Source organism: Roseibium sp., assembly GCF_965229775.1.
In the GTDB taxonomy this organism is placed as follows: Bacteria; Pseudomonadota; Alphaproteobacteria; order Rhizobiales; family Stappiaceae; genus Roseibium.
Window position 1 is genome coordinate 5,790,330 of the sequence record NZ_OZ245929.1, and the last position, 13,921, is coordinate 5,804,250.

10 protein-coding genes are annotated in these 13,921 nt (G+C 60.2%); 6 read left to right on the plus strand and 4 right to left on the minus strand.

The features are described from left to right. Positions 1-56: 56 nt before the first annotated feature. Complete coding sequence (locus tag ACO07N_RS26415) at positions 57-2,354, minus strand: xanthine dehydrogenase family protein molybdopterin-binding subunit (RefSeq protein WP_421983856.1); 2,298 nt, start codon at positions 2,352-2,354, stop codon at positions 57-59. A gap of 368 nt (positions 2,355-2,722) precedes the next feature. On the opposite strand from ACO07N_RS26415, the gene ACO07N_RS26420 reads away from it, so the two are divergent. Then, the gene (locus ACO07N_RS26420; protein WP_421983857.1) at positions 2,723-3,664 is read left to right on the plus strand and encodes a DMT family transporter; all 942 of its coding nucleotides are present in this window, start codon (positions 2,723-2,725) and stop codon (positions 3,662-3,664) included. 66 nt (positions 3,665-3,730) lie between these two features. Here the strand turns inward: ACO07N_RS26420 and ACO07N_RS26425 are convergent, their stop codons facing one another. Both ACO07N_RS26425 and ACO07N_RS26430 read right to left on the minus strand, forming a co-directional pair. Further along, the gene (locus ACO07N_RS26425) at positions 3,731-5,401 is read right to left on the minus strand and encodes a long-chain-fatty-acid--CoA ligase (RefSeq protein ID WP_421983858.1); all 1,671 of its coding nucleotides are present in this window, start codon (positions 5,399-5,401) and stop codon (positions 3,731-3,733) included. Positions 5,402-5,704: 303 nt separating this feature from the next. Further along, positions 5,705-6,862 carry an AAA family ATPase gene (locus ACO07N_RS26430; protein WP_421983859.1) on the minus strand — a complete coding sequence of 386 codons (1,158 nt, stop codon included), beginning with the start codon at positions 6,860-6,862 and terminating at the stop codon, positions 5,705-5,707. An 80-nt stretch (positions 6,863-6,942) separates the two neighbouring features. Between ACO07N_RS26430 and ACO07N_RS26435 the strand changes: the two genes are divergently transcribed. Then, positions 6,943-7,488 (plus strand): hypothetical protein, encoded by a 546-nt coding sequence (locus ACO07N_RS26435; RefSeq protein ID WP_421983860.1) that lies wholly within the window; start codon positions 6,943-6,945, stop codon positions 7,486-7,488. Positions 7,489-7,504: 16 nt separating this feature from the next. Here the strand turns inward: ACO07N_RS26435 and ade are convergent, their stop codons facing one another. Then, positions 7,505-9,226, minus strand: a complete 1,722-nt coding sequence (gene ade / locus ACO07N_RS26440) for an adenine deaminase (RefSeq protein ID WP_421983861.1) — start codon at positions 9,224-9,226, stop codon at positions 7,505-7,507. Positions 9,227-9,577: 351 nt separating this feature from the next. Here ade and ACO07N_RS26445 point away from each other — a divergent pair, with 351 nt between their 5' ends. From ACO07N_RS26445 to ACO07N_RS26460, 4 genes are all read left to right on the plus strand, one after another. Beyond that, positions 9,578-10,900: an ROK family transcriptional regulator gene (locus tag ACO07N_RS26445; RefSeq protein ID WP_421983862.1), complete on the plus strand. Its 1,323-nt coding sequence runs from the start codon at positions 9,578-9,580 to the stop codon at positions 10,898-10,900. Between the two features lie 24 nt (positions 10,901-10,924). Continuing rightward, positions 10,925-11,941 (plus strand): sugar ABC transporter substrate-binding protein, encoded by a 1,017-nt coding sequence (locus ACO07N_RS26450; RefSeq protein WP_421983863.1) that lies wholly within the window; start codon positions 10,925-10,927, stop codon positions 11,939-11,941. Between the two features lie 118 nt (positions 11,942-12,059). After that, complete coding sequence (locus tag ACO07N_RS26455; protein ID WP_421983864.1) at positions 12,060-13,130, plus strand: ABC transporter permease; 1,071 nt, start codon at positions 12,060-12,062, stop codon at positions 13,128-13,130. Beyond that, the gene (locus ACO07N_RS26460) at positions 13,106-13,912 is read left to right on the plus strand and encodes an ATP-binding cassette domain-containing protein (protein WP_421983865.1); all 807 of its coding nucleotides are present in this window, start codon (positions 13,106-13,108) and stop codon (positions 13,910-13,912) included. The genes ACO07N_RS26455 and ACO07N_RS26460 overlap by 25 nt, the downstream gene beginning before the upstream one ends. Positions 13,913-13,921 lie beyond the last annotated feature (9 nt).

The following is a 13,921-nucleotide window of genomic DNA, read 5'->3' on the forward strand; positions in this document are numbered from 1 at the left end:
CTGCGAAAAGAAAAAGGCACCGGAACCGGCGCCTTTTTTTGTTGGTTACGGAGCTGTCACTTTGCCGCCTGGATCGCTTCCCAGACCCGGAGCGGGGTGGCAGGCATGTCGAGCAGTTCGCTGACGCCAGCGCCGTCCTTGAGCGCCATCTGAACCGCGTTCATGACAGCCGCGCAGCCTCCGATGGTCCCGGCCTCCCCGGCCCCTTTGATGCCCATGGCATTGGTCGTCGAGGGAACGTTCCGCGTTTCGAAATGAATATCGGAAAGATCCGCCGCCCGGAGCAGCCGGTAGTCCAGCAGCGAGGCGGTCAGAAGCTGGCCGTCTTCGTCGTAGACCGTGTGCTCGCACAGTGCCTGGCTGACCGCGTTCGCGGCCCCGCCGATCACCTGGCCTTCCAGGAGCAGCGGGTTCACCGTCACGCCGAAATCATCGATGATGACGTAGTTTTCAAGCGACACGTCCCCGGTCTCCGGGTCGATCTCCACTTCGCACACATGCGTTCCGTTCGGATAGGTCGCCTCGTTCTGGCGAACCTCCTCGCGGGCCGACAGCGTTTCTCCGGCAGTTGCGACGATTTCCGCCAGGCTGACCTGCTGGTCGGTCCCGACGACGCGCACGATCCCGCTTTCAAGTTCCAGATCCTCCACGCCCGCTTCCAGCCGGTCGGCGGCAAGCTCCTTGACCTTCTTGACCAGCGCGTCGCTTGCATCGCGCACCGAGGGCAGCCCGAGCGGGATCGAGCGCGATCCGCCGGTGCCGCCGCCGTTCTCGACGCGGTCGGTATCCCCCTGGATCACCTCGACATCGTCGATCGTCACGCCGAATTTCTCGGCAACGACCTGGCTGTAGGACGTGGCGTGCCCTTGCCCATTGGTCTGCGTGCCGATCAGAAGGGTCAGGTTTCCTTCTTCGCTGAGCTCAACAGTCGCCTCTTCACCGCCGGGAAATGCGCAGGCCTCGATATAGGAGCACAGGCCGATACCGCGGTATTTGCCCGCCTTTGCGCTGTCTTCCTGGCGGGATGAAAAGCCCGCCCAGTCCGAAACTTCGAGCGCCTTTTCCAGGTGTCCCGCATAATCGCCGGTATCGTACATGCGGCCGGTCTGGGTGGTATAGGGCAACTGTTCGGCCCTGATGAAATTCCGCTTGCGGATCTCGATCGGTCCAAGTCCCGTTTCCTCGCCGGCCTTGTCCATGAGGCGTTCGATCAGATAGGCGGCCTCGGGACGGCCCGCACCGCGGAAGGCGTCCGTCGGCACGTTGTGCATGTAAACGCCCTCGGTCTTGGCGAACACGGCCGGAATGTCATAGAGCCCGGACGACATGGCCGTGCCGACCCAGGGGATGAAGGGTGCGAACTGGCTGAGATAGGCGCCCATGGCCGCCTTCACGAGCACTCTCAGGCCGAGGATCTTCGCGTTCTCGTCGAGCGCCAGCTCGGCGGTGCTGAGATTGTCGCGGCCATGGGCATCGGTGACGAAATGCTCCATGCGCTCGCCTGTCCAGCGAACGGGCCTGCGCAGCCGCTCCGCCGCGATCATCAGCAGAGGGTATTCGCGGTAGCAGAACGCCTTGGTCCCGAAACCGCCGCCGACTTCCGGCGTGATCACCTGGATCCTGTCCTTTTCCAGCCCGAGCACTTTGCAGATGACATCCCGCATGCCGTGGCCGCCCTGCGTGCCGAGCGTGAGCTTGTAGCGTTCGCTGTCCGCATTGAACTCGGCGACGCAGCCGCGCAATTCCATGTAATTGGCGACAATGCGATTGTTCACGATTTCTATGGAAACCGTCTTGTGCGCATTGGCAAAGGCCTCGTCTGTTCTGGCCTCGCTGCCGTGGCCGAACGTGAAGGCGAGGTTCGAGCCGTGTTCCGGCCAGACCTTCACCGCGTCCGGTGCGAGCGCGTCCTCGATGCTGATCACGACATCGAGCGGTTCATAGTCCACTTCCAGCATTTCCGCCGCATTTCGCGCCGTGTTCACGTCGTCGGCAACGATGAAGGCGATCGCATCGCCGACATACCTGACTTCGTCGGTACAAAGGAGCGGCTGCGGCGGCAGCCAGTGGTCCGTTCCGTCGATCTGCTTCAGCCGCGCCATGGTCGGCAGCGTGTGCCCGTCGACATCGGCGCCCGTGAAGACCAGATGAACGCCGTCCATCGCCGCAATGTCGGCCGCATTCTCAACGCGGATCCGCGCATGCGCCATGGCGGAGCGGACAACGACGCCGTGCAGACATCCATCGGGCTGGTAGTCGCCGGTGTAAATGCCCTCTCCCGTAATGAGAGGCTCGTCTTCCTTGCGGCGCAAAGGTGCGCCTACACCGAATTTCGGAGTGACCATCTGGTTCATGAATCAGGACCTGTGTTTTGGGAGGACTTCCCTGGAAATCAGAATACCGAAGACAACGGATATGCACCCTTGTAAGTTCCGAAGGCCACCGTAGCCAGTGGTTCTGTTGCCTTTTGCGCTCCGGAACAGGCGTGCTCCCAGAAATATAACCGGTTCCGCTCAGAAGGCAAACATTGCCGCGACTGCTTTCCTTCCGGCGCAAAAGCGCTTAGCCTGAGCGCATCGCCACCACCAGACCGATCGAACGGATCCTCACGCGCGTCCCGCATCGCGCCGCTGTCCCGGGTTTCGTTCGCTCCTGAAAAAACGAAAAAGCGCATCGAGAGGACAGGCCCGGAACCGGACGCCTGACGTCAAAGGACTTCAACTTGCTGAAACGGGTCGAACAGAAGCTGACAGCGATCACCGGCGGACTGCCCTCCAATACGGTCGGCGCCCTCTGGGTGCTGCTGGCGGCCTTCGGCTTCACGGTCATGGTGACGCTGATCAAGTTTGTCGGCCAGGACATCGGCGTCTTTCAGATCCTGGTGGTGCGCCAGGCCGTGATGCTCGTGATCGTCGCACCGACCATCCTGCGCGGGTTGCCGACGTCCCTGTCGACCCAACGGCCCGGCCTTCAGCTTGCCCGTGTCCTTTTGGCGGCCACGGCAATGCTCTGCGGCTTCACCGCGTTTATCGAACTGCCCCTTGCCGATGTCACCGCAATCAGTTTTTCCCGCACCTTCTTCATCACCATTTTCGCCATCTGGTTCCTTGGCGAGACGGTGGGTGTGCACCGCTGGGGCGCAACCATCGTCGGCTTTCTCGGCGTCCTCCTGATGCTGCGGCCGGGCGCGGAAGGGATCGTCGATCCTTATGCGCTTCTTGCCATCGCGGGCGCGGGCTGTGCCGGAATGGTCATGATCGTCGTGCGCATCCTCACCCGCACCGACAGTCCGGTGACGATCCTCACATATCAGGCGCTTGGCGTCGGTCTCATCATGCTCATCCCGGCGATCATCAACTGGCAATCCCCCACGCTGCATCAGTGGGGCCTGATGATCGTTATCGGCATCGTGTCCTGGGCAGCGCAGCTCGCCAACATCAAGGGATTCAAGGCAGGCGAGGCAACGGCCATCGCCTCGCTCGATTACACGCGGCTGCTTTATGCGACCATTTTCGGTGCGCTGGTCTTCGGCCAGTGGCCATGCGTCGAGACACTGATCGGCGCCGCCATCATCATCGCCGCCTCGATCTACACGGTCCGCCGGGAAGCCAAGCGGGGACGCGAACTGGCACGCGCAGCTGAAGGACGGGGCGAATCCCATTAGGCATCATCGATGCCAGCACTTGAGCGGACGCAACCGCGTATCAGCCCCGAAAGCAAGCCACGGCGATCAAGCGCTTTTCGCCTCCGCCTGAGCGCGTTTCCGGGCTTCTTCCTCGACCAGTTCTTTTTTGGAAAGTTTCCCGACCATGGTTTTCGGAAGCTCATTCCGAAACTCAAATTCTCTCGGTAATTCAATTGCTGAGAGATGTTCCTTGAGAAATTGCTTCAGCTCCTCACCGGTCAGGGACTCGCCTTCCTTCAGCTTGACGAATGCCTTTGGCGACTGGCCGCGATATTCATCGGGGATGGCAATGACGATTGTCTCGTCAACGGCTGCATGCTGATAGATCGCTTCTTCGATCACACGCGGATAGACATTGTAGCCGGAACACAGGATGAGATCCTTGATCCGGTCGACAAGGTAGATGAATCCGTCCGCATCGCGGTAACCGACATCACCGGTATGAAGATATCCTTCCGGCGTGATCGTGTCCGCCGTGGCGTCGTCGCGTTTCCAGTAACCCTTCATGACCTGCGGGCCATGCAGCAGCAGTTCGCCCTTCTCGCCTTCAGCCACATCCGTTTCACGGTCTTCGATGCTGACAAAACGCGCGCTCGTTCCCGGCACGAGCCGGCCGATGGAACCGGCGCGGCGGTTTTCATCCAGCGGATTGACCGCGGCGACCGGGGAGGATTCCGTCAGACCGTAGCCTTCGACGAGAATACAGCCGGTCAACGTCTCGAAGCTCTCCTTGACCTCCACCGGCAGCGGAGCGCCTCCGGAAATGCACAGCGAGATACTGGACAGGTCGTAGCTTGGCGTCAGCGGCGAATTGTTGATCGCCGTATAGAGCGTCGGCACGCCCGGGAACAAGGTCACCTGTTTGCGTTTGACCGCGTCAAGCAGCGCCTTCAGCTCGAAACGCGGCTGCAGCACCATCTCAGCCGCAAGAATGATCGACAGGTTCTGGGCAACGGTCATGGCGAAGACGTGAAAGAAGGGCAACACGCAGAGCATCTTCTCCTTGCCCAGCTGCGCCTTCTCGAAAACGCACCGCATCTGCTCGATATTGGCCGACAGGTTCTTGTGCGTGAGCATGGCGCCCTTCGGAACACCCGTTGTGCCGCCGGTATACTGCAGCACAGCGATTGCCTCCTCCGGGTCGATGTCGACCGGTTCCGGCGAGGCTCCCTCCGTTTGCAACTCGTCGAACCAGACATGCGCCTCGTCGCGCGGAATGACGGCAAGTTCCTTGCGCTTGAAGAGGTTGAACAGCACCTTCTTCATTGTCGGCAGACAGAAGGACATCGGACAGACGATGATCTTGTCGAGCACCCGTTCCTTGCGGACCGCCTCGACCTTGTCGTAGATCACCTTCAGGTCCATCGTCACCATGATGCGCACATCGGCATCACGCGCCTGGAAGCTGATTTCCCGTTCGACATAGAGCGGATTGAAATTGGCAACCGTCGCCCCGACCTTCAGGATCGCGAAGTAGAAGATCGTGTAGAAGGGCGTGTTCGGCAGGCAAAGCCCCACATGCACACCGGGCCCGACCCCCATGGCCTGCAATCCGGCCGCCGTGGAATTCACAAGCTCGCCGAGCTCGTCATATGTCCAGACCTTGCCCATGAAATCGGCAGCCGGGGATCCGCCGAAATTCGAGACAGTGTTTTCCAGATATTCGTGTACCGGACGGGGCTCGAATGCCGCGTTCCACTCCTCCGCAGTCGTCATAACGTTCTCCAACGCGTTATTTTCCGCTTCAACGCGTGAGGCCCGGCCAGCCGAATTGTCCGTTGACCGCGGCACCAGCCGCGGCGGGACACCTCCATCCCGGCGCCAGGCGCATTGAATGCGTCTCTTCTTGCTTCTCCTTGACATGACGCAACCTTCCGTTCACGTCAACTCACGACGTTACGACACCCCGTCACTTTTTTTGTGCGCAGAGGCAATCCCTTCGCACCCTCCGGCAGAGCCTTCAGGGAAAGTACAAGTCGAATCAGCGTGTTGAGCAAAAGAAGTTCGTGACAGACACGGCTATCGTTTCGGCCAGTTCCACCGTGGCAGTTCCTCAACGTCAGCGACCGTTTCGCCGAGTTCCTTGCGCAGTTCATAGCGCAGGCACCCCGGAAGAACGGCCAGCGTGTCGACCAGATCGCGCGCATGGGACACCACGATGACCTGTGTTTTCTCCGCCGCTCTTGTCACCAGCCGTCCCAGCGGCTCCAGCAGGTCGGGATGCAGGCTGGTCTCCGGTTCGTTCAAGACAATCAGAGGTGCCGGACGGGGAGAAAGCAGCGCCGCCGTCAGCAAAAGGTACCGCAGCGTTCCGTCGGACAATTCGCTGGCCCTGAGCGGTCGCAGAAGCCCCTTTTGCTGCATGAAAAGTTCGAAATAGCCCTCGTTGACGCTGACACTGATCGACGCACCGGGAAACGCGTCATCGATGGCTTCGGCAAGGGCAACCTCGTCGCCGATCTCTACGATGGTTTGCAGGGCAGCCGCCAGATCACCGCCATCGGCGCTGAGCACGGGCGTGCGCGTTCCGATACGCGGAAAGCGCGCCGGCGCATCCCTGTCCGTACGCAGATGATCGTAGAAGCGCCAGGCGCGCATGCGCTCGCGCATCACCAGGAGTTCCAGCCCGTCCTTCGGATCGGCGGCGTGGGTCATCATGCTGTCGAAGCGCGCCATGTTCTGGTAGACGGGGATCCTCTGCCCCTGGGCATTGAGGACACGCACCGTCGGCCCGTTCCTGCCCGCGATCTCGTTGGAGCGCGACAGCGCTTCGCCTGCCCACAGGGCCTCGCTCTTGATCTCCGGATCCATGGAAAACAGCGAACGTCCGGCATCTGCGGGAAGCCCGAGATCGATGGCATAGCCGTAATCCTCGTCGGCAAAGCCGAGTTTCAGGCTGATCACGTTCTTGCGCACCGTTCCCTGGACCGGCACTTCGCCCTTTTTCATGCGCCGCGAGATGGCCTCCGGGCCTGCCCAGAGTGTCGATTGCAGGCCGCCTTCCGCCGCGATCGAGGCGATCGCCTGACCTTGCGCCACCTCGGCCAGCAGGCGGATCGACCTGTAGAGACTCGATTTGCCGCTGCCATTCGCACCGGTCACGAGCGTGATCCTGTCGAGCGGCAGAACGATTTCCCGTAGCGAACGATAGCCGGAAACAGCCAGCGTGAGGATCATGCGAACCGAAACCTCCCTGAGTGGACACATGCCGCGGATACGCGCATAGTCTGCGGAATTCTCTTCATGGTGGTGCAGGCATGTTGAACCCGAAAGAAGCGACCGAGGACAGTTATGCACTGAATCTCGCGATATTCTGTTTCGTGGGATTCGCCTGCCTGCTGTCCATCTACATCCATTATGACAGCGGTTTGAAATACTGGTTGCTGGAATATTTTGGTGAAGAAGATCAAGCGTTCATCCTGAACATTCATAATGCGGACGGGGACAGCCTGACACTCAAGGAAGCGCTGCACGAGTCTCCGCGCGACACGTTCAAGAACAGCAGACACTTCGAGACGCACGGGACGATGATCGTGGAGATCAATCCGACGGGCAACGATCCGCTGGCCCTGACCTTCAGGGTGCCCGACACCTGGTCCGCCCGGCTTCATTCCGAATGGATCCCTGTCACCTATCTTGGTGCCAACCCGAAAATTGCGCATCCTTCGGATCTCCTGGCTGAGTTCTGGTTCGACGCGAGGGTCCTGGTCTGGTCCGTCGTGATTGCTGCGGTTGCATTTTTCCTGGGCTACCGGTCCGCCCAGAAATGGTCGCGTTTCAGAAACCACATGCGGCACTACTGAAAAGCGGCTTACAAATTCAGCTCCCCTGATCGACCAACTCGAACCGGTCGACGTCGAAGACCCCGTGATCCGTGATCTTCAGGTGCGGGATGACCGGCAGGGGCAGAAAGGCCACCTGCAGGAAAGGTTCTTCCAGCGTGCAGCCGAGTGATCTGGCCGCCGTTCGCAGGGTCTCCAGGTCCCGCCTGACCGTCTCGAACGTCTCCAGGCTCATCAGACCTGCCACCGGCAGCGCAAGTTCGGCCATCACGCTGTCGCTCTCCGCGACCGCAAAACCGCCCTTCATCGCGATCACACGGTTGACCGCGGTTGCGATGGACGCGTCATCCGCCCCGACAACACAGATGTTGTGGCTGTCATGGCCGACCGAACTCGCGATCGCGCCGCGCTTCATGCCGAAACCGTGCACGAACCCGAGGCCGATATTACCGCTATTTCCGTGCCGTTCGACAACGGCGACCTTCAGAACATCCTGCTCAAGGTCGGGCAGCGTCTTGCCGCCGGTGGCGGGAAGACGTTTTTTGAGGTGCTCGGTAATGATCTTGCCCGGCAGGACCCCGATCACGGAGGTTTCGTCGTTCCTCGCCGGAATGTCGAAATCGCGTGCGGCAACCGGCTGCGCCTTGACGCTTGCAAGCCCGACCGGTGCAACGGAACCACGGGCTTCGAACGCGGCGTCGCTGACAAGCCGCCCTCCGCAGACGACGCGGTTGACCCGGCAATCCTCGAAATCGTCCAGCAGCACGATATCCGCCCGCCTGCCGGGCGCGATCAGGCCCCGGTCCTTCAGGCCGAAGGCATTGGCCCCGGACCAGCTGGCCGCGCGATAGGCATCCAGCGGCCGGATGCCCTTCGCGACCAGGCGCCGGACCATGCTGTCCAGATGCCCCTCCTCCGCGATGTCGAGCGGGTTGCGGTCATCCGTGCACAGCGCGACAAAAGCGGACACATCCGGTGTGAGGATGGGCGCCAACGCGTCGAGGTCCTTGGAAACCGAGCCTTCCCGCATCAGGATGGTCATGCCCTTGGAAAGCTTTTCAAGCGCTTCTACCGCGCTTGTTGCCTCGTGATCCGTGCGGATACCGGCCGCAAGGTAGCCGTTGAGGCCGAGCCCGGAAAGCAGCGGTGCATGCCCGTCAATATGTCCATCCTGAAAGGCGGCAAGTTTGGCAAGGACGTTCGGGTCGCATGCCAGCACGCCTGGAAAATTCATGAATTCGGCAAGGCCGATCACGTTCGGATGGTCGCGGAAAGGCAGAAGGTCCCCGATCTCCAGACACGCGCCGGCCGTCTCGAAAGACGTCGCGGGTACGCAGGACGACAGATTGACCTTCAGATCCAGCAGCGTTTCAAGCGAGGCATCCAGAAAATACCGGATGCCCTCGGCACCAAGAACGTTGGAAATCTCATGCGGATCGCAAATCGCGGTGGTCACACCGTGCGGCAGCACGCACCTGTCGAATTCGAATGGCGTGACCAGCGAGGATTCAACGTGCAGATGCGTGTCGATGAAGCCCGGAACCGCGACACGCCCCTCACCGTCCAGCGTTTCCCTGCCCTCGTAGCTGCCATAGGAACCCACGATCCGGTCGCCGACAACGGCGATATCCGTTTCCTTGCAAGATCCATCGATCACATTGAAAAGCTTGACATTCTTGAGGACGAGATCGGCGGGCTCCTCACCTGCCCCCGCCGCAATCGCGCGTTTGAGAAAACCTTCGTCATGTATGACCGGCATTCAGACTCACTCCACTTCCAGCATGTCATCCGACAATACGAATCCTGCCGCTTCCGGCAATGGTCATGCACACTATCGAAGTGATTGTGTCAAAGAGCGGGCCGCGGGTTTGAGTGAAATCCCTCAGATTTATTCCGAAAAGCTATATGCCCTAACGTCATTTTCTCTGCTAAACTATAGGCTGAAAACGTCCTTTCTGTCAGGATTTTGCTGCAGTACAACATCGAAACCGTGCAGTGCAAAACAATTAATGAATTGACAGATCGTTCCGGCCATCGAATAATTTCATCAAAATTAATTATTACGAAGCTGCCAGACCAGAAAGGCAGCCCCTTGGGAGGAACAGGGAAGGTGGACGAGCCGCGTACGTCAGGTCGAGGATCGAATTCCGCACAGTTGCGCCGGTACAACGAGCGCATCGTGCTGCAGATCCTGCGACGCGCCGGCGAAGCCTCGAAGGCCGAACTCGCCCGCGCCGTTCAACTCACGAACGCAGCAATCGGAGCGATCATACAGGATCTGATCGAGGCAGGCCTGATTTTCGAGGCCGGCAAGCGCCACGACGGCAGCCGCGGGCAGCCGGCAACCATTCTGAAACTTGCCCCGGACGGTGCCTATTCCTTCGGCGTTCGGCTTGACCGCACCAACATCGAGACCGTCCTGATGGACTTCTCCGGAAAGATCATCGACCGGCGCATCCATGACATGATCCTGCCCGCCCCGGAAAAGACGGTAGAGATTCTCTCGCGGGATCTGAACGAACTGCGCGCCAATCTCAGTGACGAGATGCAGGACCGGATCACCGGCATCGGTCTGGCGCAGCCCTTCAACCTCGGCGCGTGGCTGCACGAACTCGGCCTGCCGGAGGCGGACTTCAAGAAATGGGACGGCTTCGACCTTGCCGCGGCGCTAGAGGACGCCATGGCCCTGCCCGTTTTCAGCGAAAACGACGGAACGGCGGCAGCGGTTGCCGAACTGTTTTACGGCCAGGGCCGTCAGCATGACAATTTCCTCTATCTGTTCCTGGGTCCTGCCATTGGCGGCGGATTGGTGCTCAAGGGCGACGTGGTCAAGGGAATGTCCGGCAATGCCGCAGATGTCGCGTTCATGCCTGTGCCGCCCAGCGTCCTGCCGACGGCACCGAAACCGAAGCAGACCTGGGACCTCCTGCTGACGCGCGCGTCGCTGGTGTCCTTTGCCCGGCATCTCTCGCCGGACGGATTTGAGGAGCTCGACCGATCGGACTTGCAGGCCGCCGTGGAAGCGAACGATCCGAAATATGTCGAATGGCTTGATGACTGCGCCGCCGCGATCGGTCTGGCGCTGCGCTCGGCCTACGCCCTTCTGGATGTTTCGCTCGTGGTGATCGACAGCGATCTGAGAGGCTCCTTTCCCGAAACCTTCAGACAGAAGGTCAAATCCGCCGTGGAAACTGCCGCCCCCGAGGAACGGCAGTCACCTGAAATCGAAATCGGCAGCTTCGCCCACGATGCCGGCGCCATCGGCGCGGCGAGCCTGCCTCAGTTCTTCAATTTCTCGCCCAGAGCAGCGATTCTGACGGGTGGGAAAGACAAGGGTCCCGCCGGAGCAGGCAGTACGGAAGACAAAGCCAGCTTTCCGGCAAGGGCAGCGAGATTGGGGTCACATCTGGCCGAACCCAACCGCTCAAACTGAAATAGGCCAGGGAGGAAAAAACAAATGATCCGCAAATTACTTGCGACTGGTTCAGTCCTTGCCGCCATGGCGGCGGCACCGGCAGCTGCGGCAGATATTACAGCCTGCCTGATCACAAAGACCGACACCAACCCGTTCTTCGTGAAGATGAAGGAAGGTGCGACCGCCAAGGCTGAAGAACTCGGCATCGAGCTTAAGTCTTTTGCCGGCAAGGTCGACGGTGACCACGAAACTCAGGTTGCCGCCATTGAGACCTGCATTGCCGACGGCGCGAAAGGCATCCTGCTGACCGCCTCCGACACGTCCTCGATCGTGCCGGCCGTGAAGCAGGCCCGTGACAACGGCCTTCTCGTGATCGCGCTCGACACGCCGCTGAGCCCGATCGATGCCGCCGACGCGACCTTCGCGACCGACAACTTCTTGGCCGGTGAACTGATCGGCCAATGGGCTGCCGGCGCCCTCGGCGACAAGGCCGCCGACGCCAAGATCGGCATGCTCGATCTTGCCATCAGCCAGCCAACCGTCGGTGTTCTGCGTGACCAGGGCTTCCTGCAGGGTTTCGGCATCGACCTCGGCGACCCCAACAAATGGGGTGATGAGACGGATTCGCGCATCGTCGGCAACGACGTGACCCAGGGCAACGAGGAAGGTGGCCGCCGCGCCATGGAGAACCTTCTTGCCAAAGACCCGATGATCAACGTCGTTTACACCATCAACGAGCCTGCCGCCGCAGGTGCCTATGAGGCGCTGAAGGCCATCGGCCGTGAAAACGACGTTCTCATCGTCTCCGTCGATGGCGGTTGCCCGGGCGTCCAGAACGTCAAGGACGGCGTGATCGGTGCAACGTCGCAGCAATACCCGCTCCTGATGGCCTCCTTGGGCATCGAAGCCATCAAAAAGTGGTCCGACGACGGCTCCAAACCCGAAAACACACCGGGCAAGGACTTCTTTGACACTGGCGTGGCTCTGGTGACCGACAAGCCGGTTGACGGCGTGGAGTCCATCGACACCGCCAAGGGCACCGAACTCTGCTGGGGCTAAACAGGCGAAGGATCCGGGAGGCAAAAGACTTGCCTCCCGGGTTTTCTCGAAATCTGGATCATAACCGACAAGGGTGGGCGGTCGCGTGAGTGTCTGATCCGCCGCAGGAGAGGAAGAGATGTCTCAAACCAAGGAAGGGACCGAGAACTTCGAAGCTGCCGCCAACAGAGCGGACTCGGTCGCTGAATTCGAAGATCACCGCCGCGGCTTTCTTGGACAGGTGCAGCATACGCTGCACGCCAATCCGTCACTCGTGCCTCTGATCGTTCTCATCGTGGCAATTGTCGTTTTCGGTCTGTTGTTGGGGTCCAAGTTCTTCTCGCCCTTTGCGATGACGCTGATCCTGCAACAGGTGCAGATCGTGGGCATTGTGGCAGCTGCACAAAGCCTGATTATCCTGACGGCCGGTATCGATTTGAGCGTCGGTGCAATCATGGTCTTTTCTTCGGTGATCATGGGACAGTTCACATTCCGATATGGAATTCCTGCTCCGGTTGCCGTTGCCTGCGGCCTTGCCGCTGGGACCATGATTGGCGCCTTGAACGGCTGGCTGGTAAGCCGGGTCAAGCTCCCGCCGTTCATCGTCACCCTGGGGATGTGGCAGATTGTGCTTGCGACCAACTTTTTGTACTCGGCAAACGAAACCATCCGCTCGCAGGAAATCGAAGCCAACGCACCGTTTCTCCAGTTCTTCGGAACGAAGTTCAACATCGGTGGTGCCGTGTTCACGGTCGGCGTGGTCTTCATGTTGATCCTGGTGTTTGTGCTTGCTTACGCGCTTCGTCACACGGCCTGGGGGCGGCACGTCTATGCTGTTGGTGATGATCCCGAAGCTGCCGGCCTGTCAGGCGTCAACGTGCACAGAACCTTGATGTCGGTCTACATGCTTTCCGGACTGATCTGCGCCTTCGCCGGGTGGGCCCTGATCGGCCGTATCGGATCCGTTTCACCGACCTCCGGACAGCTCGCGAATATTGAATCCATCACCGCGGTCGTGATCGGCGGCATATCCCTGTTCGGTGGCCGCGGCTCGATCCTGGGCAGCCTGTTTGGGGCCCTTATCGTCGGCGTGTTCACGCTTGGGCTAAGGCTGCTCGGTGCTGATGCGCAATGGACCTTTCTCCTCATCGGACTTCTCATTATCGCTGCCGTTGCAGCTGACCAGTGGATCAGAAAGGTATCGGCTTAATGACTGACAATGTTCCAATTGTAGAGGGGCGCGGTATCGTCAAGCGTTATGGTCATGTCACCGCAATCGACCATTCCGATTTTGAACTGCGCAACAACGAAATCCTGGCTGTCATTGGAGACAACGGCGCTGGCAAGTCTTCGATCGTAAAAGCGATCTGTGGTGCCACAGTACCGGATGAGGGCGAAATCCTGATCGACGGCAAGCCGGTCCATTTCACGTCGCCGACGCAGGCGCGGGACATGGGGATCGAAATCGTCTACCAGACACTCGCCATGTCGCCGGCGATGTCGATCGCGGACAACATGTTCATGGGGCGCGAAATCCGCAAGCCGGGCTTCATGGGAAAATTCCTGCGGCAACTCGACCGGTCGGCGATGGAAAAGTTTGCGCGTGAAAAGCTTACGGAGCTTGGCCTTATGACCGTGCAATCCATCAACCAGACAGTCGAGACCTTGTCAGGCGGACAGAGGCAGGGTGTGGCCGTTGCCAGGGCCGCCGCCTTTGCAACCAAGTTCATCATCATGGACGAGCCGACCGCCGCGTTGGGTGTCAAGGAAAGCCGGCGGGTTCTGGAACTGATCCAGGACGTGAAGTCGAGGGGAATACCGATCGTTCTGATCAGCCACAACATGCCGCACGTCTTCGAGGTCGCGGACCGCATCCACATCCATCGGCTGGGCAAACGGCTTTGCACCGTCAAACCGAAGGACTGCTCGATGTCCGATGCGGTTGCGCTGATGACGGGGGCTATGGAACCGCCGAAAGACGCGGCTGCATGAAGACGAGAA

What these genes read in the sequence shown, in the direction of transcription:
- ACO07N_RS26450 (WP_421983863.1), top strand. Translation starts at nt 10,925, where the DNA reads ATGATCCGCAAATTACTTGCGACTGGTTCAGTCCTTGCCGCCATGGCG.
- ACO07N_RS26425 (WP_421983858.1), bottom strand. Translation starts at nt 5,401, where the DNA reads ATGACGACTGCGGAGGAGTGGAACGCGGCATTCGAGCCCCGTCCGGTA.
- ACO07N_RS26430 (WP_421983859.1), bottom strand. Translation starts at nt 6,862, where the DNA reads ATGATCCTCACGCTGGCTGTTTCCGGCTATCGTTCGCTACGGGAAATC.
- ACO07N_RS26455 (WP_421983864.1), top strand. Translation starts at nt 12,060, where the DNA reads ATGTCTCAAACCAAGGAAGGGACCGAGAACTTCGAAGCTGCCGCCAAC.
- ACO07N_RS26415 (WP_421983856.1), bottom strand. Translation starts at nt 2,354, where the DNA reads ATGAACCAGATGGTCACTCCGAAATTCGGTGTAGGCGCACCTTTGCGC.
- ACO07N_RS26435 (WP_421983860.1), top strand. Translation starts at nt 6,943, where the DNA reads ATGTTGAACCCGAAAGAAGCGACCGAGGACAGTTATGCACTGAATCTC.
- ade (WP_421983861.1), bottom strand. Translation starts at nt 9,226, where the DNA reads ATGCCGGTCATACATGACGAAGGTTTTCTCAAACGCGCGATTGCGGCG.